Annotated in this window: 19 protein-coding genes; 10 read left to right on the top strand and 9 right to left on the bottom strand. The window is 68.8% G+C overall.

What is annotated here, in order from left to right:
• The first annotated feature begins 99 nt into the window (after positions 1-99).
• The 3 genes from H0X90_RS18680 (at position 100) to H0X90_RS18670 (ending at position 2,612) form a co-directional block, all read left to right on the top strand.
• Positions 100-906: a DinB family protein gene (locus H0X90_RS18680; protein WP_060211986.1), complete on the top strand. Its 807-nt coding sequence runs from the start codon at positions 100-102 to the stop codon at positions 904-906.
• Positions 903-1,643 (top strand): alpha/beta fold hydrolase, encoded by a 741-nt coding sequence (locus H0X90_RS18675; protein WP_060211988.1) that lies wholly within the window; start codon positions 903-905, stop codon positions 1,641-1,643. Before H0X90_RS18680 ends, H0X90_RS18675 begins: the two co-directional genes overlap by 4 nt.
• A 108-nt stretch (positions 1,644-1,751) precedes the next feature.
• Positions 1,752-2,612 (top strand): alpha/beta hydrolase family protein, encoded by an 861-nt coding sequence (locus H0X90_RS18670; RefSeq protein ID WP_006498721.1) that lies wholly within the window; start codon positions 1,752-1,754, stop codon positions 2,610-2,612.
• A 155-nt stretch (positions 2,613-2,767) separates the two neighbouring features.
• Here H0X90_RS18670 and H0X90_RS18665 read toward each other — a convergent pair whose 3' ends face one another.
• Together H0X90_RS18665 and H0X90_RS18660 are read right to left on the bottom strand one after the other, a co-directional pair.
• Entirely contained in the window at positions 2,768-2,998 is a 231-nt protein-coding gene (locus H0X90_RS18665) for a hypothetical protein (RefSeq protein WP_006498720.1), read from the bottom strand.
• Positions 2,999-3,205: 207 nt separating this feature from the next.
• Complete coding sequence (locus tag H0X90_RS18660; protein WP_048985141.1) at positions 3,206-4,105, bottom strand: hypothetical protein; 900 nt, start codon at positions 4,103-4,105, stop codon at positions 3,206-3,208.
• 78 nt (positions 4,106-4,183) lie between these two features.
• Between H0X90_RS18660 and H0X90_RS18655 the strand changes: the two genes are divergently transcribed.
• Complete coding sequence (locus H0X90_RS18655; protein WP_006493567.1) at positions 4,184-4,522, top strand: helix-turn-helix transcriptional regulator; 339 nt, start codon at positions 4,184-4,186, stop codon at positions 4,520-4,522.
• Between the two features lie 210 nt (positions 4,523-4,732).
• Here H0X90_RS18655 and pqqE read toward each other — a convergent pair whose 3' ends face one another.
• From pqqE to H0X90_RS18625, 6 genes are all read right to left on the bottom strand, one after another.
• Complete coding sequence (gene pqqE, locus H0X90_RS18650) at positions 4,733-5,872, bottom strand: pyrroloquinoline quinone biosynthesis protein PqqE (protein WP_062884944.1); 1,140 nt, start codon at positions 5,870-5,872, stop codon at positions 4,733-4,735.
• Position 5,873: 1 nt separating this feature from the next.
• Positions 5,874-6,155 carry a pyrroloquinoline quinone biosynthesis peptide chaperone PqqD gene (gene pqqD, locus H0X90_RS18645; RefSeq protein ID WP_006480620.1) on the bottom strand — a complete coding sequence of 94 codons (282 nt, stop codon included), beginning with the start codon at positions 6,153-6,155 and terminating at the stop codon, positions 5,874-5,876.
• Complete coding sequence (gene pqqC / locus H0X90_RS18640) at positions 6,155-6,871, bottom strand: pyrroloquinoline-quinone synthase PqqC (protein WP_043206078.1); 717 nt, start codon at positions 6,869-6,871, stop codon at positions 6,155-6,157. Before pqqC ends, pqqD begins: the two co-directional genes overlap by 1 nt.
• Positions 6,872-6,873: 2 nt before the next feature.
• Positions 6,874-7,797, bottom strand: coding sequence for a pyrroloquinoline quinone biosynthesis protein PqqB (pqqB, locus tag H0X90_RS18635; protein ID WP_077189116.1), 924 nt, complete (start codon positions 7,795-7,797; stop codon positions 6,874-6,876).
• 61 nt (positions 7,798-7,858) lie between these two features.
• Positions 7,859-7,933 (bottom strand): pyrroloquinoline quinone precursor peptide PqqA, encoded by a 75-nt coding sequence (pqqA, locus tag H0X90_RS18630; protein ID WP_006485436.1) that lies wholly within the window; start codon positions 7,931-7,933, stop codon positions 7,859-7,861.
• Between the two features lie 315 nt (positions 7,934-8,248).
• Complete coding sequence (locus tag H0X90_RS18625) at positions 8,249-10,279, bottom strand: sigma-54-dependent Fis family transcriptional regulator (protein ID WP_006498714.1); 2,031 nt, start codon at positions 10,277-10,279, stop codon at positions 8,249-8,251.
• 305 nt (positions 10,280-10,584) lie between these two features.
• Between H0X90_RS18625 and H0X90_RS18620 the strand changes: the two genes are divergently transcribed.
• On the top strand, positions 10,585-11,601 hold the full coding sequence (locus H0X90_RS18620; RefSeq protein WP_077189117.1) for an alpha/beta fold hydrolase: 1,017 nt from the start codon (positions 10,585-10,587) through the stop codon (positions 11,599-11,601).
• Positions 11,602-11,670: 69 nt separating this feature from the next.
• Here the strand turns inward: H0X90_RS18620 and H0X90_RS18615 are convergent, their stop codons facing one another.
• The gene (locus H0X90_RS18615) at positions 11,671-14,004 is read right to left on the bottom strand and encodes a TonB-dependent receptor (protein ID WP_077189118.1); all 2,334 of its coding nucleotides are present in this window, start codon (positions 14,002-14,004) and stop codon (positions 11,671-11,673) included.
• Positions 14,005-14,435: 431 nt separating this feature from the next.
• Between H0X90_RS18615 and H0X90_RS18610 the strand changes: the two genes are divergently transcribed.
• The 5 genes from H0X90_RS18610 to H0X90_RS18590 form a co-directional block, all read left to right on the top strand.
• The gene (locus H0X90_RS18610; protein ID WP_048985152.1) at positions 14,436-16,157 is read left to right on the top strand and encodes a methanol/ethanol family PQQ-dependent dehydrogenase; all 1,722 of its coding nucleotides are present in this window, start codon (positions 14,436-14,438) and stop codon (positions 16,155-16,157) included.
• Positions 16,158-16,237: 80 nt separating this feature from the next.
• Positions 16,238-17,434: a c-type cytochrome gene (locus H0X90_RS18605; protein ID WP_060212000.1), complete on the top strand. Its 1,197-nt coding sequence runs from the start codon at positions 16,238-16,240 to the stop codon at positions 17,432-17,434.
• Positions 17,435-17,532: 98 nt separating this feature from the next.
• Positions 17,533-17,847 carry a high-potential iron-sulfur protein gene (locus tag H0X90_RS18600; protein ID WP_069352602.1) on the top strand — a complete coding sequence of 105 codons (315 nt, stop codon included), beginning with the start codon at positions 17,533-17,535 and terminating at the stop codon, positions 17,845-17,847.
• Positions 17,831-19,717 carry a sigma-70 family RNA polymerase sigma factor gene (locus H0X90_RS18595; protein WP_077189119.1) on the top strand — a complete coding sequence of 629 codons (1,887 nt, stop codon included), beginning with the start codon at positions 17,831-17,833 and terminating at the stop codon, positions 19,715-19,717. Before H0X90_RS18600 ends, H0X90_RS18595 begins: the two co-directional genes overlap by 17 nt.
• A gap of 248 nt (positions 19,718-19,965) precedes the next feature.
• A partial coding sequence (locus tag H0X90_RS18590; RefSeq protein WP_320339129.1) for an acetyl-coenzyme A synthetase N-terminal domain-containing protein occupies positions 19,966-20,188 on the top strand: 223 nt, incomplete at its 3' end.

Below are 20,188 nucleotides of genomic sequence, written 5' to 3'. Positions count from 1 at the left end.
GGCGGCGCACGCGAATCTCGCACGCGCCCGGACGAGCCCGTTGACGAAGCCCTGCCGAGTAACGTATCGTTTTGTCACGTTACTCGGCAGGGCTTCGTCATGCATTCCCGTTTCGACCGTTTCCGCTCGACCGCGCTCGGCGCCCAGCTCGAAGCGCTGATCGAGCAGCCCGAGCGCTATCTCGAGTTCGCGGCGCTGTCGCGCGTCGGCGTCGCCGCGATCGGCGCGATCCAGGACGAGATCGTACGCAAATTCCCCGAAGTCGAAGCCGACACGACGGCCCGCCAGTTCTGCGGCGCGATGGTCGCCGACGTGATGCGTCGCCACGGCCATGAGGTCGTGCAGGCGCGCGGGCGGCTCGGCGGCGCGCTGTTCAGCTACGGCGCGGTGTTCGCCGCGCACCCGCAGCGGCTGCCGTTCGCCGACGTCGTCGCCGCGCTGGCCCGCATGCCCGCCCGGCTCGCCGCCCGTGCCGCGCATGTACCGGCGGCGCTGGCCACGCGCCGCCCGGCCGGCACCGGCTTCTCGCTCGTCGAACATGCGTGCCACCTGCGCGATCTCGATGCGGTGTTCGCCGCACGCATCGACGCCGTGCGCACGGCCGAGCTGCCCGTGATCGAATCCGTCGACGGCACCGCGCTCGCCGCGCAACGCGACTATCTCGCGCAGCCGCTCGATCTCGCCGTCACGGCGTTCCGCAGCGGCCGCGCCGCGCTGTGCGCCACCGCGGCCACGCTGGACCCATCGCAACTCGCACGCTGCGGGCTGCGCGACGGCATTCGCCGGATGTCGCTCGACGAACTCGTGCGCGAGTTGCTCGACCACGACCGCACGCACCTGCTCGAGCTCGACGAACTGCTCGCCGAACTCGAATTGCCGCCGCTTCCTTCCGCACACGCCGCATGATCCAGCCCACGCCCGTCGTCTTCATTCACGGCTTCATCGGCACGTTCGACGTGCGCGGATGGCACGGCCCGCATCTGTGCCCCGACCTGCTCGGCTACGGCGCGCATCGCGCCACGCCGCCCGACGCGATCTCGCTTGCCGCACAGGTCGAGCACGTGCGGCAAACCGTCGAGATGCACGTCGGCATGCAGCCGGTCGATGTCGTCGGCCATTCGGTCGGCGGCGCGATCGGGATGCTGTTCGCGCATGCGCACCCCGAACGCGTGCGGCGCATCGTCAACGTCGAAGGCAATTTCACGCTCGACGATGCGTTCTGGTCCGCATCGGTCGGGCGCATGACGCCCGACGAAGCCGACGCGATGCTCGACGGCCTGCGCGCGGCGCCGCTCGACTGGCTGCGCGGCGCGATCGACGCACCGTCGCCGAGTCAGCTCGACGACGCACGCCGCTGGCTCGCGCATCAGCCGGCATCGACGCTGCGCGCGATGGGCCGCTCGGTGGTCGAGACGACCGGCGACGCGGGTTACCTGCCGGCGCTCGCGCAAGTGTTCGAGCGTCATCCGGTCTGGCTGATCGCCGGCGAACGCTCGCGCGCGGGCTGGCACGTGCCCGAATACGCGCTCGCCCGCTGCGCCGGCTTCGACACGATCGCCGGCTGCGGCCACCTGATCGCGGCCGAGCGGCCCGATGCGTTGCGCGCCGCCCTCGCGCGCATCGTATGCAAGCCGGCCGCCTGACAACCCGTAGGATTCACCGAAATATGGTTGAAAGGCGCGGTTGCTAGAGTCGTCGCAACAGGGTTTTCCCGGCATCCGGCCGGACTGGGTCGACACATGCAAGGATCGATGCGCCTGGCACGTACCTTCTGGCTGCTTCTGCTGCTCGCCGTCACGCCCCCTGCGTTCGCATTCCATGCGCGGGTCGTCGCGATCCCGAGCGCCGCGATGAGCGAGACGCTCAAGGCCACCATCGTGCTGCCCGACGATTACGCGCGCGACAACCACGGCGAACGCTACCCCGTCGTGTATCTGCTGCACGGCTCGGGCGGCGACCATACCGACTGGACGTCGAACACGCACATCGCCGCGCTGGCCGACCGCTACCGCGTGATCCTCGTGATGCCCGACGGCGGACATGAAAGCTGGTACATCGACAGCCCGTTCGATTCGGGCAGCCGCTACGAGACCTTCATCGGCGACGAAGTCGTGTCCTACGTCGACCTGCATTTCCGCACGATCGCGACCCAGCACGCGCGCGCGATCACCGGGCTCAGCATGGGCGGCTTCGGCGCGCTGCGCATCGCGCTCGACCGGCCCGACACCTTCGGCGCGGTCGGCAGCATCAGCGGCGCGGTCGATCCGCGCTGCTGCACGGAGGAGCCGGGGATCGCCCACGTGTTCGGCGATCCCGACCGCCATCCGTCGTTCTGGAACCGCAACGTGATCGTCGAAAGCGCGCGGTCATTCGTGCGCGCGCATCTCGACCTGACGATCGATTGCGGCCGCGACGATGCCTTCGTCGGCTCGAACCGCACACTGCACGAACGGCTCGTCGCGCTCGGCGTGCCGCACGACTATGCGGAGCGGCCAGGCGGCCATACGTGGGACTACTGGGCGAATGCGATCCGCTATCAGATGCGGTTCTTCGCGACGTCGTTCCAGCATCGCGGCTACGCGTTCGTGCCACGCCCGCCGCGCCGGGCATGACGCGCGCGGGCCGAGGCGCGGCTACCGCCCGAGACGGCAAAGCCTGACGTCGAAAGTCGAAACGGGATGACGAACCGGCATGCCGCGCAGCGCGCCCGGCAAGAAGATGAACGCGCGTCGCCCGACGCGCGCGGCAAACGAAAGCGGCGAACCGGTCAGTTGTCGTGCGCGGTGTCCGCGCCGACGACGCGATCGAAGAATTCCTGTGCACGCGCCAGCTCGTCGAGCGCGCGATCGAGACGCGACATCGCGCGTGCGTATTCGGCCGACGAGCCGTCGTCGTCGCTTTCGCCGCGCACCGCGCGAAACGCCTGATCGACGTTGCGCGTCGCTTCGACGAAGCGTTGTGCGGCCCGTGCTTCCGGCGAACAGATGTGGGTCGACATCGACACTCCTCCCTCAGGATTGCAGTGTGAAGCACGCCGACGCTCAGTGTGCGTGGTACGCATGTCGGCGGCGTGAACCACGACCCGTCGCGTGTCGACGCATCGGCCGCCGCACCGCGCGCTTCGTGCCGATTGTCCCTCCGCGCTCGCCGATCCGCTACGGCGAGATTGCAACAAATTCTTGCGCGAACGGCTCCGCGCGTGGCGTCACGCGCGCCCGACGCGCGGATGCGCCAGCCCCGCGAACGCGGCCGCCTCGCCCGGCGACAGGTCGAACAGATCGCCGGTGAGATCGCGCGGATGCTCGGCCGCCGGCCGGTTGCGCAGGCGCGCGACGTGGGTGGGCGGCACATACGCGGCCGCCGTTTCGAGCGGCGGCACGTCGAACAGATCGCGCGTGACGCCGCGCACGGCTTCCGTCGGCGAACGGCCGCGCAAGCGCGCGACCAGCTCGACGAAGCGATCGAAATCGCCCGCGCGCGTGGCCTTGTTCACTTCCGCGAGATCGCGCGCCTTCAGCACGCACGGCTGCGCGAGCCGCACGAAATACGGTGCTTCGAGCTCGACCGACAGCGCGAGCGGATAGCTCTTGCCCGTCTGCTCCTTCGCCCGCCCGATGCAGTCGACCACGGCCGCCCCTTGCGCGGCGCCCAGCGGCTTGCCGGTGCTCACGCTGCGCAGGTGGTCGGGAAACACGCGCAACTGCGTGCCGACCGTCAGCGCGGTGGACGACGCGCACACGAGTGCGTAGTGCTGCTCGCGACGCCGGCCCGACGGCAACGTCGAGCGGCTGGCGATGAACGTATGCGGCGGCAACGGCCGCACCTGGCCGCTTGCGTCGACCCAAGCATTCCACAGCAGCGCGTCCTTGCGCTCGCCCGCGCGCGGACGCGACGCGACCGGCGAAAACAGCGCGAGCAGCGAACCCGTGCGATGCGCGGCGACTTGCGCGCTGCTGCCGAGCGGCTGGTTGATGCCCCACAGAAAACGCCCGCCCCCGAGCCGGCGCTCCCATTCCTTGCGGAGCACGACGGTCGGCAGTTCCTCGCCGGACTCGGTACCGATCTTGGTCCAGCAGAACGTGGGAGGGAGGTGTTTCAGTGTCATCAACTTTCTCGGGATACAGCCTCGCTGGTGACAGCAAGCCCATTCAACAGCCGTAACTGTATAGGTATAATGCATCGCATGGAAGCCCCGGACCAAGATTTTCCCGTTCAAGACCTGTTGCGCCGCCTGCTGGCAGATACACGCTCGTCCAGCGAAATCGCGCGACTTTCCGGGGTCAGCCAGCCCACCGTGTCGCGCCTTCGGCTGTCGAACGGGCGCCGGCTGCGCCGCAGCGCGCCATTCAACAAGCTATGCAGTTTCTACGGTGTCGACACGGAGCCGTCGCGCCGCCGGTACAACGACCTGCTGCGCGACGCGATCGTCGACGCGTGGGACGGCTCGGACGAGCACGGGCGCGCGCTGCTGGTCGTGATTCAGGGGCTGAAGGATTTGCAGGCGAAGGCGGATGACGGGTAATGGCGGCGACGGGCCCCGTCATTCATCGAGATTGAACGTGATCGGCACGCGCGCCCGGATCGGCGACGGCGCGCCGTTTTCTACATGCGTGGCGCAGCGGCGCGTGAGCCACGCATCGCGCAGCACCGCATCGAAGCGCGGATAGCCACTGCCGGCGGCAGCGACACGCGCGGCGACGACGCGGCCTGCCGTCGTCCCGGCCGTGCCCCGTCAACCGTCGCACGTCACGCCGCATTGCGCGAGCGAATTCTCCTTGCTGCGAAAAACCAGCGGCCGTTCGTCGCGCGGCGCGCGCCGGCGCGCGAACTGCACGGCCTGTTCGACCTGGCCGTGATGGGCGGATTTCGCGCACACCGGATCGGCTTCGTTCGGATCGCCGGCCAGCAGGTACGCCTGACACCGGCAACCGCCGTGATCCGCATGCCGCTCGTCGCACGTCCGACACGGCTCGCGCATCCAGTCGTCGCCGCGAAACGCGTTGAACGCGTCGCTGTCGTACCAGATGTCCCGCAGCGAGCGGTCGCGCACGTTCGGCAACGCGAGCCCCGGCAGCGACCGCGCGGCATGGCACGGCAGCGCGGTGCCGTCCGGCGCGACGCCGAGGAACACCGAGCCCCAGCCGTTCATGCAGGCCTTCGGGCGGCGCTCGAAATAGTCGGGCACGACGAACAGGATCTTGCAGCGCTCGCCGATCAGCTTGCGATAGCGGTTGACCGTATCCTCGGCCTCGCGCACCTGCTCGACGGTCGGCATCAACTGGTCGCGATTGAGCATCGCCCAGCCGTAGTACTGCGTGTTCGCGAGTTCCAGGTAATCGGCGCCGAGATCGAGCGCCATCTCGATGATCTGCCCCACGTGCGGCAGGTTGTAGCGATGCAGCACGCAGTTGAGCACCATCGGATAGCCGTGCGCCTTGATCAGTCGCGCCACGTCGCGCTTGCGTTCGAACGTGCGCGTGCTGGTCAGGAAATCGTTCAGCTCGCGCGTCGAATCCTGCAGCGACAACTGGATGTGGTCGAGCCCGGCGGCCTTGAGCCGCTCGATGCGCGCGACGTTCAGCCCGATGCCCGACGTAATCAGGTTCGTATAGAAGCCGAGCCCGCGCGCATGCGCGACGAGCGTCTCGAGGTCGCCGCGCTGCAGCGGCTCGCCGCCCGAGAAGCCGATTTGCGCGGCGCCGAGCGCGCGCGCGTCGCTGATGACCGTGCGCCACGCGTCGGTGTCGAGTTCCGCGCCGTGCGTCGCGAAGTCGACCGGGTTGTAGCAGAACGCGCAGTGCAGCGGGCAGCGGTACGTGAGTTCCGCGAGCAGCCACAGCGGCGCGGACGGACGGGGGGTGTCGGGCGTCATGTCAGTCCAGCCAGCCGCGCAGTCGCGCATGATCGAGGAAACGGTAGACGTCGGTCGCGAGATCCGACTGCATGAACAGGCGCTCGAGCTCGCCGATGATGTCGTCCAGTTCGCGCGTGCCGTCGCAGCGCGCGAGGATCTCGCCCGCGCTCGGGTTGAGCTTGACCATGCCCTCCGGATAGAGCAGCACGTACGCATCCTGGGCCGCCTCCCATTGCAGGCGGTACATGCCCCTGAGGCAGGGGCGCAGCGGCACGCCGCTGGCGGCTTCGATCGCGTTCATCACGGGTAGGCCTTTTCGACGGCGTCGAGCATCGACCACAGGATGTCGAGCTTGAATTGCAGAATGCCGAGCGCGCGCTGCTGCGCGTCCGGTGTCGTGAAATGCGCGAGCGTGACCGCGAGCCCATGCTCGACGTCGCGCTGCGCGAGCGGCACGCGGCTGCGGAAGTAATGCAGCCCGGCCGGCTCGATCCACGGGTAATGCGACGGCCAGCCGGCGAGCCGGTCGAGATGGATCTGCGGCGCGAACATCTCGGTCAGCGACGAGCACACGGCTTCCTGCCACGGCGCGCGCCGCGCGAAGTTCACGTACGCGTCCACCGCGAAACGCACGCCGGGCAGCACGTGTTCGAGCGACCACAGTTCGTCGCGCGTCAGGCCGCACGCTTCGCCGAGCCGCACCCACGCCTCGATGCCACCTGCGTTGTCGCCCTGCCCGTCGTGGTCGATCAGCCGCTGGATCCAGCGGCGCCGCGTGTCGCGATCGGGACAGTTCGACAGGATCGCCGCATCCTTGAGCGGAATGCAGATCTGGTAGTAGAAGCGGTTCGCGACCCAGCCGCGGATCTGCGCGGGCGAACAGGCGCCGCTGTTGAGCCGCCGGTTGAACGGATGATGGATGTGATAGCGCGATTCGAGCGCACGCAGGCGCGCCTCGAATTCGGTCGCGGTCCAGGGCGTCGCGTGCAACGCCGTAGCGGGGATCGGTGCGTTCATCGTCAGACCTGGAATTGCATGCCGTCGTGCGCGACGTCGATGCCGTGCGCGCGCAGGTGCGCGTGCTCGACGGAATGCGGATCGAGAATCGGGTTCGTGTTGTTGATGTGCGTGAGCACCTTGCGCGTTCGCGCAGGCAGCGTGTCGAGCCAGTCGATCATGCCAGGCTGCCCGTGTTCCGCGCACTGCGCGAGATGTCCCATGTCGGCCGCGTGCTTGTGCGACAGGCCGAGATCGATCATCTCGGTCCCGGTCCAGAACGTGCCGTCCACCAGCACGAGATCGGCGCCGTCCATGGCCGCGCGTACCTCGTCGGTGACCGACGCGAGCCCCGGCGCATAGAACGCGCGCCGCCCGCTCGCGACGTCCTCGATCGACAGCGCGATGTTGTCGCCGGGTGCGGCCGACGCACGCCGCGGCGAATAAGGCGGCGGCTTGCTGTCGACCGCGATCGCGGTGAACCGGATCCCGCTCGCCACCGGCACCGCGAACGGCTCGCCGGGCGCGATCGTATGCGCGGCGACGCCGCAGTAATGGCCGAGCAGCGGCACGAGCGGCAAGCCGGTCGACAGGTCGTCGAGCACCGGCGCGCTCGCGTAGAGCGGCAGCGGCGTCGAGCGCTCGCGCAGCATCAGCAGGCCCGTCACGTGATCGATCTGCGCGTCGCACAGCACGACGGCGGCGATGCCGCTGTCGCGGATCGCGCGCGCCGGTTGCAGGTCCGGGTCCGCGCGCAACTGGGAAAGAATGTCGGGCGACGCATTGACGAGGACCCAGTCGATGCCGTCGTCGCTGACCGCGATCGACGACTGCGTGCGCGGCAGCACGTGGCCGCTTCCGCTGCGTGCACGGCGGCAGTTCGCGCAATTGCAGTTCCATTGCGGCAGCCCGCCGCCGGCTCCCGAGCCGAGTATCTTGATCTTCATGGGCGTCAGCTCCCGAGGCCGCCCGCGCCGACCACGGCGAAACGGGCGGCACGCACGGCGATCAGCGGTTGGCGATGTACATCGTGATTTCGAAGCCGAAGCGCAGGTCGGTGTAAGACGGTGTCGTCCACTGCATGGTGTGTCTCCTGTTGAGTTGATGAGTTGATGTGTTGCCGGATGAATCGAACGACCGCGGCAATCGAGCGGTCGGTTCCTCTTCAGCAAGGAGCGTGCCGAAGCGGTATTTCGGCGGCGCCGCGGCGGTAGACGGCCGTCGTCCGGGCATCGGCGCGGAAACCTTACGAATCGCCGACACGATTCGCGCGAATGCGGTCCGCCACCCCGGCGACGCGATGTCCGCGAGTGGTGACAGGTGTTGAATCGTTGAACACCGGTGTTGCAACTTGACACACCGGCTGTGACAGGTCGCGCACGGCGCGACGGCCGCGCGTCAGCTCTCTTCCGACGGATGGCGTCCCGCGTCGGCGGCCGGCATCTTCCGGTAGATCGTGTTGCGCGACACGCCGAGCGCGCGCGCCGCGGCGGACACGTTGCCGCCATGACGCGCGAGCGCGGCGGCGATCGCGGACGCGGCGACGTCCTGCAGGCGCGCGTCGGCGAGCGGCAACGCGTCCGCGACGCCAGGCCCGGCGCTCGCCGCGGCAAGCGAATCGGGCGCCGCCTGCACGGGCTGCGCATCGCCGCGCCGCAGGTCGTCGAAGAAATCGTCCGGCAGGTGCTCGCGGCGGATTTCGCCGTCGTCGTCGACCATCGCGGCCGCCGTGCGCAGCAGGTTGCCGAGCTGGCGGAAGTTGCCCGGCCACGTGCAGCGCACGAACAACTCCATCACGTCCGGCGCGACCGACAGCGGCGGCCGGCCCGGGCCCGCGAACGCTTCCCGCTGCAGCATCTTCTGCACGACGACCGCGAGATCGGTGCGGTCGCGCAACGGCGGCAGGCGCACCACGAGGCCGTTCAGCCGGTAGTAGAGATCCTCGCGAAAACGGTTCTGCGCGATCATGTCGCGCAAATCGCGGTGCGTCGCGCAGATGATCGCGATGTCCACGGCGATCGTCTTCGTCGACCCGAGCGGGTTGACGAGGCGCTCCTGCAGCACGCGCAGCAGCCGCACCTGCAGCGGATACGGCATGTCGCCGATCTCGTCGAGGAACAGCGTGCCGCCGTTCGCCTGCAGCAGCTTGCCGATCGCGCCCTTGCGGCGCGCGCCGGTGAACGCGCCTTCCTCGTAACCGAACAGCTCGGACTCGATCAGCGTCTCCGGAATCGATGCGCAGTTGACCGCGACGAACGGCGCGTCGCGCCGCGGCGAGTCGTTGTGGATCGCCTGCGCGAGCAGCTCCTTGCCGGTGCCGGTCTCGCCGGTGATCAGGATCGGGATGTCCTTGCCGATCACCTTGCGCACCTTCGCGATCACGCACGCGACCTGCGCATCGCCGGTGTCGAGATAGTTGAGCCGCGACAGGCCGGCCGACGTGCCCGCCGCCGGCGCGGGCACCGCGTTCGCGCGCGCGGCCGGCGCCGCCGCGTCGTGCACGTCGGTCGGCCGGCTGCCTTCGGCGAGCGTCGCGCGGCGAAAGTGCACGCGCGCGCAGACCACCGCGCCGTTGCCGAGATTCAGCATCAGGTGCCGGTCGGTGCTCGCGCGCATGCGGTCGATCAGCTGCGCGCTGGTGACGTCGAACAGCGACGACAGCGTGTGCGCGCGCAGCGCGGCGAGCGGCATGCCGAGCTGGAACTGCGCGCTGCGATTGGCCGACAGGAAGCGGCCGTCGGCCGTGAACGCGACGATCCCCTCCATCAGCGTGCCGAGGAACTCCGGGCGGCCATGGAACGACACCTGCAGCGTTTCCTGAAAGGTCGTCGTAAACAGATGATTCTCGATCATCTGCACCGACATCTTCGCGAGCGCCATCGTGTGCTGGTGATAGCTGCGGTGGTCGCCCGTCACGTCGAGCACGCCGATCGCGTCGCCGTACGGATCGAGGATCGGCACGCTCGAACAGGTCAGGAAGCGGTTCGCGGCCAGGAAGTGCTGGTCGCCGTGGACGACCATCGGACACAGCTCGGCCAGCGCCGTGCCGATCGCGTTGGTGCCCTGGCGACTCTCCGCCCAGTTCGCGCCGGGACGCAGCGCGACCTTCTCCGCGCGGCGCAGGAAATCGTCGTCGCCGATCGAATGCAGGATCAGCCCTTCCGCATCGGTCAGCACGATCATGCTCTGCGTGTTGACGATCTGCTCATGCAGCGTCTCCATCACCGGCATCGCGTGCACGCACAGCACCCGGCTCTGCTCGCGCTTGAGCACCAGTGCCGCGTTCGACAGCACGTCGTAGTCGGGCCGTGCCGATACCTGCAGGCCGAACGTCTCCGAGCGCTCGTGGGCCTTCTGGATCGACGGCGCGGGCCAGCCAGCGGGATGCGCGGCCCGTGATCCGGCCGCCTGCTCTACGTCATCGCGCATTGTCTCCTCCGGGGGATCCTTCCGGTCAACTGCCGGACTCTTTGCCGTCGTTGCAAGCAAGCATCGGGCCACACCGGCGCCGCGGCATACATTGAAAGCTAGATGTAATGAATCGTCCGGGCAGAGCGTGTCGCGTCGCGCGACGGCCAGGCCTTCGTGATACCGTGATTTCCCGACGCGTGACTACCCGTGCGAATCCGGATCTTCGCGGCTGACGCGTTTCTGGCTCGCTTCTCGCTTTGTCGCAGGGCAAGCCCGGCCACCGCCACGCCGCCGATGACTCCCCCCTCTCGTACCCTATCGACATGACGCGTCGCCCGACTCGATCCACGCCATCGCCCGCGCCGCGGGCCTTGCCCGATACCCCAGCGTCATCGGCCACGCCCGCGCGCCGGCACCTGCACCGCGACGCGCAATCGATCGCATTCGCCGTCGCCGGCACTGAACAAGGCCACCCGGTCGTCGTGCTGCACGGCGGCCCCGGCAGCGGCAGCCAGGCCGGCATCCTGCGGCTGTTCGACCTCAGCCGCTTGCGCGTCGTGCTCGTCGACCAGCGCGGCGCGGGTGCGTCGGGGCCGCGCGGCGGCACGCGCCACAACACCACCGCCCGGCTGATCGCGGATCTGGAGGCGGTGCGCGAGCAGCTCGGCATTGCACGCTGGGGAGTCGTCGGCGGCTCGTGGGGCGCGGCGCTCGCGCTCGCATATGCGGGCACGCATCCGGCGCGGGTCTCGGGCGTCGTGCTGCGCGGCCTGTTCCTGACGTCGCGACGCGAAGTCCGCGAACTCTTCATGACGTCCCGCACGCGTGCGCCGCGCGAATGGCGGCGCCTGCATGCAGCGGCCGGCGGCGGCCGGCCGGATCGCCTGCTCTCGCGCTGCGCGCAGCGGTTGCGTCACGGCGCGAGCGCGGCCCGCCAGCGCGCAGTGGCGCTCGCGTGGCACGCATACGAAAGCACGATCCTAGCGTCAGTGCGAACGCGCCGCTCGCCCGCCCACACGATCCGTTCGAACCAGACCGTCGGCCGTCTGATCGACAAATACCGGGTTCAGGCGCACTACCTGCAACATGACTGCTGGCTGGGCGAGCGCCGCGTGCTCGCGCTCGCGCGACGCGCCGCGCAAGCCGGCGTGCCGCTGTTCGCCGCGCACGGGAGGCACGATCCCGTGTGCCCGGTCGGCAACGTCGAACGTCTCGCGCGGGCCACACCCGAAGCGGAAATCGAACGCGTGCAGGCCGGGCATCTGGCAAGCGACCCGGCATTGGCGCGCAGCGTCGCACGCGCCGTCAATGCGATGTTCGCGACGGTGCCGCTCACGTGACGGCCCCGCGCTCGTTCCTGTCATGACGCGACGACACACGCAAGCGCGCCACACGCGATCGTGCGCCGCTCAATCCCACGCATAGCGCACGCCGACCCACGCGCCGCGCGGCGCACCCGGCCCGACGAACTGTTCGTTCACCGGACGGGCGCCGTCGAATGTATGGTTCGGCCCGTTGAAGAAATTCTGGCCGAGTGCGCCGAAGCTCGCGTAGCGCTTGTCGAGCAGGTTCGTCACGCTCGCGAACACCTCGAACCGCTTCGTGATCCGGTAACGCATGTCGAGATCGACCAGCACGTAGCCGGCAAGCCGGCCGTTCACGTCCCCGTTGTTCTCGTCGCCGCGTGCATACACGCCGCCGCGCCAGGTCACGTTCGCGCCGATGTCCCACGCGGGCGTCGCCGCGTAGTCGAGCCGCAGTTTCACCGTATGCGCGGGAATGCCGGGGATGCGGTCGCCCGGCTTGACCGTCACGTTGCCGTTCGCGTCGGCCGTCGAATTCGCCGGGCTGTGTTCGGTCCACGACGATCGGTAGGTTGCGTCGACATAGCTGTACGACAGCCCGACACCGAGCGGGCCGACCCGCGTGCGGCCGGCGAGCTCGATACCCTGCCGCCGCGCATCGCCGACGTTGCGGAAGTAGCCCTGTGCGCTGGCCGGGCTGCTGATGAACTGGATATCGTCGGTCAGCGTCGTGCGGTAGGCCGCGGCGCTCCAGGTCGTCGCCGCGCCGATGCGGCCGCGCATGCCGGCCTCGAACGTCTTCGAGATCACCGGCTCGAGCGGCGGGTCGGCGATGAAATCGTTCGGCAGCGAACACGGCGCGGCCGGATCCGCGCACGCGAGCTCGATCGCGGTCGGCGAACGCATGCCTTCGTTGTACGTCGCATAGGCGGTCAAGCCCGGCACCGGGTTCCAGTTGAGTCCGACGGCCGGGTTGAAGCGCGAGAACACATGGCTGCCGTCGAGCAGCGGCTGCACGCCGCTCTCGTCGCCGATCTGCGCTTTCGACCAGTCGTAGCGGCCCGACAGCGTCAGCGTCCAGTGCGGCGTCAGCGACAGCGCATCGCTCAGGTACACACCGACGTTCGCATTGCGCGTCTTCGCGCTGGTCTGCGGAACGAAATCGCCGATGCCGATCGCCGCGCGCGCATCGGTAAACGATGCGTCCTGCGACGACGCGACGTAGCTCGAATTCGCGACATCGGCCGAGACGCCCGCGACCAGCCGGTTCGCCATCCCGCCGAGCTTGCCGAGCAGCGTGAGTTGCACGCTGCCGCCGTAGCTGTCGGTGACGATCGTCGATTGCGCATTGCTGCCCTGCACCGTGTCGATCGCGCCGTCCTCGTCCACCGATCCGTAGTCCGTATTGTTGTTGCTGCTCGTGTTGGTGTTGCGCAGGTGCCGGTAGTACGCGTTGCCGCTCAGCTCGACGTGCTCGCCGAAAAATCGCTCGCCCGACAGTGTCAGGTAGCCGGCGCTGTTGCGGTTACGGTCCGGATACGTATACGCCTGCTTCCGGTTGTCGAGGAACGAGCGCGGGATCGTCTGGGTGCCGGACAGCGTGTTGTTCGCGCCGCCCGCGGCAATCGACAGCGTCGTGTCCGCATCGGTGTAGCGCAGCTTGCCGAACGCCTGCCGCACGCGGCTCGCGTTATGGTCGGCCCAGCCGCCGTCGTTCGCGACGTTCGCGGTCGCGTAGTAGTCGAGGTTCGAGCCGATCGTGCCGCCCTGCTCGACGCTGGCGGTCTTGCGGCCCCATGAGCCGCCCGACACCTCCGCTTCGCCGCCCGGGTTCGACCTGCCGTTCTTCGTCGTGATCGCGAGCGCACCGCCGAGCGTGTTGAGCCCGTACACCGGGTTCGAGCCCGGAATCAGCTGCACGCGGTCGATCGCCTGCATGGGCAGGATGTCCCAGTTCACGACGTCGCCGAACGGCTCGTTCACGCGCACGCCGTCGACGAACACCGACAACCCCTGCGGCGTGCCGAGCAGCGGCGACGCGGCGAAGCCGCGATAGTTGACGTCCGCCTGATACGGGTTGCCCTGTGCGTCCGAGATCGTCACGCTCGGCAGGTTCGCGGCGAAGAAATCGGCGAGCGTCGCGCGGTGCTGCGCGTCGAGTTCCGCCGCGCGCACCGTCTGCACGTTCGCCGGCACCTTCGACAGCGGCGTGCCGATCCCGGGCAGCGGCGTCGTGCCGACGACGACCACCGCGGGCAGCACGACGGCCGGCGGCTCGGCCGGCGCAATCGTGCCGCCGTCCGCCGGCTGCTGCGCGCGCACGCTGCCGGGCGGCAAACCGAACAGCGCCAACGTGCCAACGGTCACGCCAACGCATCGCGCACGCCGGCCATGCCGCATCGCGCCGTACCACCCGGCGGCCTTTGGTCTCCTGATCATTCCGTTGTCTCCGCACTTTTATTCCGCCGGCGCGTGCGATGCACCGCACGGCGACGGGTTGTCGCGAAGCCGGCGTGCGAGAACCGTGCCAGCACCGCGAGCACGAACGGTGCACGCCGCGCCGCGCATCACTCGGGTACGCGATGCGCGCGACCGGCGCGCCGCTGTCCGGCCGACTGCGCCACCTGTCATGTTTGGCAACACTTCACGCGCGACGGTGTACCTGAATGCAACACCTGCGTCGACGTCGCCGCGCACGCCGTCGCTCGACGCATCGCCTGCGATGCGCCGGTGTGCCGCACCGTACCGGCTTCCGGCCGCGATGGCATGCGACTTGCGTAACGGGCAGGGCACTCGGCCCGGAAACCCCAACCGTGCCGGCGCGACGCAACGTTCGCGGCGGTGCGACCACAATGACCCAGGAGACAACCATGAAGAAACTCTCGGCTTCAGCGAGCCGGCTGGCGACGATCGGAATCGCGGTGGCGGCCGCCGTCGCGCTGAACCCCGGCCTCGTCGAAGCGGCCGCGGACTACCCGGCCGTGACCTACCAGCGCCTGACCGATGCACACGGCGACCCGGGCTGGCTGACCTACTACCGCACCTACGACGGCCGCTCGCATTCTCCGCTCAAGCAGATCGACGCGTCGAACGCGAAGGATCTCAAGCAGGTGTGGGCGTACAAGTTCCCGGCCGACCTGAAGCAGGGCTTCGAGGCCACGCCGATCGTCAACGGCAACTATCTGTTCGTGACGACGCCGAAGGACAACGTCTACGCATTCGATGCGAAGACCGGCAAGCAGTTGTGGAAATACGAGCCGAAGCTCGGCGCGGCCTCGTTCAAGACCGCGTGCTGCGACGTCGTCAACCGCGGCGTCGCGCTGTACGGCAAGAACGTCTACATCGCGATGCTGAACGGCGAAGTCGCGGCACTCGACGCGCAGACCGGCAATCTCGTGTGGAAGAAGCAGATGTTCGAGCCGGGCCTCGGCTACGCGTTCTCGCTCGCGCCGCTCGCGATCGACGGCGCGATCGTCGTCGGCACGTCCGGCGGCGAATACGGGATTCGCGGCTACATCGCCGCGCTGAATCCGGAGGACGGCTCGCAGGTCTGGAAACGCTACACGATCCCCGCCGCCGGCGAAAAGGGCGCGGAAACCTGGCCCGACGGCATGCAGAGCCATGGCGGCGGCGCCGCATGGCTCACCGGCACCTACGACGCCGCGTCGCGCACGCTGTACTGGGGGGTCGGCAACCCCGGCCCGTGGCTCGCGGCGCTGCGCCCGGGCGACAACCTGTATTCCGACTCGCTGCTCGCGCTCGATGCGAAGAGCGGCAACCTGAAGTGGCACTACCAGTACACGAACAACGACACGTGGGACTACGACGGCGTGAACGCGGCCGTCCTCGCGGACATCAAGTACAAGGGCAAGGACTACGACGCGATCATCCACGCCGACCGCAACGGCTTCTTCCACGCGATCGACCGCACGACCGGCAAGCTGATCTACGCGACGCCGTTCGTGAAGGCATTGTCGGTCACCGGCTACACGGAAGACGGCAAGCCGATCCAGGACGCGTCGAAGTTCCCGAAGGCCGGCACGACGATCGAGACGTGCCCGAGCTTCCTCGGCGGCAAGAACTGGTGGTCGATCTCGTACGACCAGGAACGCAACATCGCGGTCGTGCCGGCGCTGCATGCGTGCATGAGCCTGACCGGCAAGTCGGTCAGCTACATGGAAGGCCTGCCGTACCTCGGCGAAGGCTTCGAGATCAAGCCCGAACCGGGCAGCGAAGGCTACGGCGAGCTGACGGCCATCGACGTGAACACCGGCAAGAAGCTGTGGAGCCACTGGTCGAAGAAACCGTGGAACGGCGGCGTCGCGACCACCGCGAGCGGTCTCGCGTTCAGCGGCTCGCTCGACGGCCACCTGTACGCGTTCGACACGGCGACCGGCAAGGTGCTGTGGGAAAGCCCGCAACTGGCGAGCGGCATCATTTCGCAGCCGTCGGTGTACGAGGTCGACGGCAAGGAGTATGTCGCGGTGCTCGCCGGCTACGGCGGCGCGAACCCGATCTGGGGCGGCCCGATGGCCGACATCGCGAAGGACGTTCCGCGCGGCGGCACGCTCTACGTGTTCGCGCTGAACTGACCCGGCGCCACGCCCGAGTCGCGCCCGCATGCGCCCGATGCGGGCGCGACGCCCCACCCGCTTCAACCGGAAACACGACCATGAATACTCGTCTCACTTCCGTTGCCGTCGCCAGTCTGCTCGCCGTGGGCGTGGCGCTGACACCGGCAACCGCATCGGCCGGCGTGCGCATCTGCACGCTGCCTGGCAGCCCGACCACCACGCTCGATCGCGCCGTCGCGCGCGAAGTGTTCCGCACCGCGGGCATCGCCGCGACCTTCAACACACGTGGCGTCGACGACAACGGCGACGACGACGGCATCTCCGCCAGCGAACTGACGAAATCGCTCGAACGCGACTGCGACGTGATCGCCGGCTTCCCGCGTTCGGCCATCGCCGATGCGTCGGGATCGAAGATGACGTTCTCGCAGGGCTATCTGCGCTCCGGCTACGTCAGCGTGTCGCTGCGCGATGCGCCCGCGCCGTCCGGCGCGAAGGAAACGATCGCGGCCACCTACGGCAGCCCGTCGCAGCTGATCGCCGCGCAGCAGACGAATGCCCGCTTCGATCTCGAGAACACGAGCGAGAAAACGATCGGCGCGCTCGCCGCGGGCCGCGCGCAACGCGCGATCGTCTGGTATCCGAGCGTCGTCGCGTACGAGCGTGCGCATCCGAAACAACGGTTCCAGGTGGCGGCGACGTCGTCGCCGTACTCCGACTGGCAACTGTCGTTCGCGTTCGGGCCGGGCAAGGACGCGCTGCAAAAGCGCATCGACGCCACGCTGTCGCAACTGAGCGGCAACGGCCGCCTCGCGTCGCTCACGCGCGGCTGGACGCTGCCCGACGGCATCGCGCAAGCCGCCGCCTCGCGCGTGCCCGGCCGGTTTCTCGACGGCGCGATCGCGTCCGCGCAGCGGCCCGGCTTCATCAAGGTGTCGACGAGCGAAGGCAGCGGCGTCCCGTCGTTCGACCAGGCTCAGGTGCAGCACGGCAAGAAGCTCTACGGCGATGCGTGCGCGAAATGCCACGGCGACCAGCTCGAGGGCAATACCGCACCCGCGCTGAGCGGGGAATCGTTCGCGCCCGAAGGCAAGTCGCACATCACGGTCGGCGGCATCTTCCTGTACATGTCGAGCAACATGCCGGCCGATCGCCCCGGCAAGATGACCGCACAGGAATACGAGGATCTGATGGCGTTCCTGCTTTATTCGAACGGCTACGACGCGTCGAAGAGCAAGCTGACCGCCGAGATCGCCAACGCGTCGAAGGCGCCGCTGATCGCCGGGCCGCGCAAGTAACCGCTCCACCCGCTTTCGTTTCGATCGACCGCCGCGCCGGGCAACATGCCCGGCGCGCGGGCCGGGCTTTTTCCGTTCATTTCATTCAGGACCGCATCATGATCTCCCGTCATCGCAGAACCTTCTTCGTGCAGGCCGCCGGCCTGTGCGCCGCGCTCGCGGCCGGCACGCGCGCATTCGCCGCCGCTCCGTCCGTCGACGAAAACGACGCGACGGCGAAGACGCTCGGCTACCGCGCCAAGGCGACGACCGTCGACGCCGGCAAGTTCCCGAAGTACCAGGCCGGCCAGACGTGTGCGAACTGCCGCTTCTACAAGGCCGCCGCGGGCGAATCCTCGGGGACGTGCCCGATGTTCGCGGGCAAGACGGTTGCCGCGGAAGGCTGGTGCAACGTCTATGCCAAGCTCGCTTGACGCCGGGCCCGCTCGCGAACGCGACGGCGCGCCGTCGCCGTGTCGCGGCGCCCACGCCGACCGCGCCGCGCATCTGCATGCGCTGATCGCGCTGGGCATCGATCGCGGCTACGTGACGCACGGCGAAATCGCCGATGCGTTGCCCGACGACGCGGCCGACGGCGCGGATGTGGACGCCGCCGCGTCGATGCTGCGTGAGCTCGGCATCGACGTACGCGAGCATGCCGGCGCGCACACCGCATGGACGCTCGACCGTCATTTCGCGCAAGTGACGGAAGTCGCGTCGCCGCTCGCCGACGCATCGACGCCGCTCGCGGCCGACGATCTGCTCGCGGGCCGGACCAACGACCCGATCCGGCTCTATCTGCGGGAAATGAGCGCGACGCCGCTGCTCGAACGCGACGAAGAGATCGCGCTCGCGCTTCGTCTGGAAAGCGGCCGCGCGGCATGCATCGACGCGTTGAGCCGCGATCCGGCGGCACTCGCCGCCGTCGCGGCGATCGCGGACGACATCCGCGCCGGCAAGGTGGCGGCGTCGGTTTACGTGACGGGGTTTGCCGGCGATGCCGAATCGGCCGCAAGTGCGCCGACGACGTTACCCGACGATCCACGCATGGCCTCACCCGCGCCCGACGACGACGCAGGCCTTGCCCTCGACAGCCCCGCATGGCGCGATACGGTCGTCGAAGCACTCGAACGCGCCGGTGCACCGGCATCGGCGATGCAGCACGCATTGCACGCGGACGGCTTCGCGTCCACCGCTTACCGGGCGCTGCTGCGCGAGGCGGCCGCGTCGAGCGGCCGCATCCGCTTCACCTCGCGCGCGATCGAGCGTATCAGGCAAGCGAACGGCGAGCGCGCGACTCAGGCGCGCACGCTCGAAAAACGGCTCGTCGACACGCTGGTCGCCACGGGCATCCCGCTCGATGCCGCGCGCCACGAACTCTTCGCGCCGTGCGACGACGTACGCGCATGGCTGCACACATGCAGCGCCGCGCATCCCGACTGCGCCGCCACCCTAGCCCGCCACGCGCCGGCGCTGATCGACGCGCGCGGCGCGCTCGCTCGCCTCGCGGCGCAGTCTCCGTTGCCGCTCGACATCGCGATCGCGCTCGACGCGCGGCTCTCGCGGATCGACCGTGCGATGCAGCCCGCGAGAACGAAGCTGTTCCAGAGCAATCTGCGGCTCGTCGTCTCGGTCGCCAAACGCTATGCCGACCGCGGCCTGCCGTTCGCCGATCTGATTCAGGAAGGCAATATCGGCCTGATGAAGGCCGTCGATCGCTACGATCACCGGCGCGGCTTCAAATTCTCGACGTATGCGACGTGGTGGATCCGGCAGGCGATCACGCATGCGCTCGCCGATCTGGGGCGCACGATCCGCGTGCCCGCACATACGGTCGATTCGCTCAACAAGCTGTCACGGCTCGCGCGCATCCATCGGCAACGGACCGGCGACGTCGCCGACGCACGAGCGCTCTCCCCGCAGATGCGGCTGCCGGTCGACAAGGTGCGCGAGCTGATGAGCATCGTGCGCGAGCCGATCTCCGCCGACCTGCCGGTTTCGCCCGATCACGACCTCACGTTGTGCGACGTCACGATCGACGCCGACGCGCCGACGCCGGAAGAAGCCGCGAGCGCCGGTCAGTTGCGCGCGGCGGTTGCCGAGCTGATCGACAGCCTGCCGGTACGCGAAGCGTGGATTCTGCGCCTGCGGTACGGCATCGACGTCGACAACGAGTATTCGCTGCGCGAGATCGGCCGGCAACTGAACCTGTCGGCCGAACGCGTTCGTCAGCTCGAGGTATCGGCGCTCGAACGTATCCGGCAATTCAGGCACGCACCGGCACTTCGCTCGTTGCTCGCCTGACGCGGCGGTGCCGGACGACCACCTGCCGGCTCGCCTCAACTGCTCAGGACTGCAACACGACCTGCTGCATTTCTGAACGCCGCGCCGCATCGCGCTACCGTCCGCGATGCCGCCGCTTAGCCGGGAGCGGGCGCGACACGCCGGACCGTCGCGGCTTGCGCCACATGCACCCATCCGTCACGCGACTGGCACGCATGTTGCGTTTTCCCGAGCGCCGTCAGGAATCACATGAATGCATGGAGACACGCTTGTCCAAGATCGAATCGGTTCTTCACGAAACCCGTCAGTTCGCGCCGCCCGCGGCGCTCGAGAAGACGGCGGCCATTTCCGGCATGCCGGCCTACCGCGCGCTCGTCGCCGAGGCCGAGCAGGATTACGAAGGCTTCTGGGCGCGTCTCGCGCGCGAAGGCCTCACGTGGCACAAGCCGTTCACGAAGGTGCTCGACGAGCGCAACGCGCCGTTCTACACCT

The organism is Burkholderia sp. 9775_39 (assembly GCF_015712225.1).
In the GTDB taxonomy this organism is placed as follows: domain Bacteria; phylum Pseudomonadota; class Gammaproteobacteria; order Burkholderiales; family Burkholderiaceae; genus Burkholderia; species Burkholderia cenocepacia.
Note: the sequence above shows the minus strand (reverse complement) of the source record. Positions and strands in the feature narration are given on the sequence as shown.

Coding starts and splice junctions, on each gene's coding strand:
- H0X90_RS18680 (WP_060211986.1), top strand. CDS start 100: ATGCATTCCCGTTTCGACCGTTTCCGCTCGACCGCGCTCGGCGCCCAG.
- H0X90_RS18675 (WP_060211988.1), top strand. CDS start 903: ATGATCCAGCCCACGCCCGTCGTCTTCATTCACGGCTTCATCGGCACG.
- H0X90_RS18670 (WP_006498721.1), top strand. CDS start 1,752: ATGCGCCTGGCACGTACCTTCTGGCTGCTTCTGCTGCTCGCCGTCACG.
- H0X90_RS18665 (WP_006498720.1), bottom strand. CDS start 2,998: ATGTCGACCCACATCTGTTCGCCGGAAGCACGGGCCGCACAACGCTTC.
- H0X90_RS18660 (WP_048985141.1), bottom strand. CDS start 4,105: ATGACACTGAAACACCTCCCTCCCACGTTCTGCTGGACCAAGATCGGT.
- H0X90_RS18655 (WP_006493567.1), top strand. CDS start 4,184: ATGGAAGCCCCGGACCAAGATTTTCCCGTTCAAGACCTGTTGCGCCGC.
- pqqE (WP_062884944.1), bottom strand. CDS start 5,872: ATGACGCCCGACACCCCCCGTCCGTCCGCGCCGCTGTGGCTGCTCGCG.
- pqqD (WP_006480620.1), bottom strand. CDS start 6,155: ATGAACGCGATCGAAGCCGCCAGCGGCGTGCCGCTGCGCCCCTGCCTC.
- pqqC (WP_043206078.1), bottom strand. CDS start 6,871: ATGAACGCACCGATCCCCGCTACGGCGTTGCACGCGACGCCCTGGACC.
- pqqB (WP_077189116.1), bottom strand. CDS start 7,797: ATGAAGATCAAGATACTCGGCTCGGGAGCCGGCGGCGGGCTGCCGCAA.
- H0X90_RS18625 (WP_006498714.1), bottom strand. CDS start 10,279: ATGCGCGATGACGTAGAGCAGGCGGCCGGATCACGGGCCGCGCATCCC.
- H0X90_RS18620 (WP_077189117.1), top strand. CDS start 10,585: ATGACGCGTCGCCCGACTCGATCCACGCCATCGCCCGCGCCGCGGGCC.
- H0X90_RS18615 (WP_077189118.1), bottom strand. CDS start 14,004: ATGATCAGGAGACCAAAGGCCGCCGGGTGGTACGGCGCGATGCGGCAT.
- H0X90_RS18610 (WP_048985152.1), top strand. CDS start 14,436: ATGAAGAAACTCTCGGCTTCAGCGAGCCGGCTGGCGACGATCGGAATC.
- H0X90_RS18605 (WP_060212000.1), top strand. CDS start 16,238: ATGAATACTCGTCTCACTTCCGTTGCCGTCGCCAGTCTGCTCGCCGTG.
- H0X90_RS18600 (WP_069352602.1), top strand. CDS start 17,533: ATGATCTCCCGTCATCGCAGAACCTTCTTCGTGCAGGCCGCCGGCCTG.
- H0X90_RS18595 (WP_077189119.1), top strand. CDS start 17,831: ATGCCAAGCTCGCTTGACGCCGGGCCCGCTCGCGAACGCGACGGCGCG.